1 protein-coding gene is annotated in these 692 nt (G+C 46.2%); it reads left to right on the top strand.

Features of this window, described 5'->3' with window-relative positions:
- Nucleotides 1-692, top strand: a 692-nt coding sequence (gene bamC / locus A3729_RS03465; RefSeq protein ID WP_156497620.1) for an outer membrane protein assembly factor BamC, incomplete at both ends; no start/stop codon positions are given.

Below are 692 nucleotides of genomic sequence, written 5' to 3'. Positions count from 1 at the left end.
ATGCTGCTGAGACAAGCCAAAGGATTACTGTGCCGGAGGGGTATTCAGATCTAAAAATTGGTTCTCGTTATCCTATTCCGAACGTTGATCGTAAAGCGGCCAGTTCTGATCAGGAGGGTTATGAGCTACCTAAACCTCCAAATGCTACGGCAGCTTTAAGTGCAGATCCATATTTGGTTGAGTCAATTGAAGATCAGACCTGGCTGCGCTTGTACTCTTCGCCAGGAAAAGTTTGGCCAATGCTCGATTTTTTTTGGCAAGAGCAGGGCGTAAAAACTAGCCAGCAGTTAATCCAGCAGGGTTATGTAATGACTCAGGCTATTGCCGAAAGCTCACCGTTGTATGAGCTTGTGCGTGAGTCCGGGATGACAGGGCAGGTTGCTTTACTGGCAAACTTACTTCAAGGTGTTAGGCGCAATACTGCCGAGCTACAGGTGAAGCTAGTGCCAGCGGGAGGTGTTCTTACTGAAGCCTCATGGAGTAAGGCTGCATCTTTACCTAAGGTTGAAACAAAGATACTAAATGCGGTTGGCGAGTTTGTTAGTTCAGATGTCCAGCGAAATAGACACTCCCTACTTGCAAATGACATTAGTGGTGAACCACGTGTTTTTTTGCTAGAAGATGATCAAGGCGGAAAGTACCTAAAGCTAAACCTTAGTTACCTTCGGTCATGGAGAGAAGTAGGTAAAGCG

The sequence above is a fragment of the Oleiphilus sp. HI0043 genome (assembly GCF_001634935.1).
This window is presented reverse-complemented; position numbering and strand designations above follow the sequence as displayed.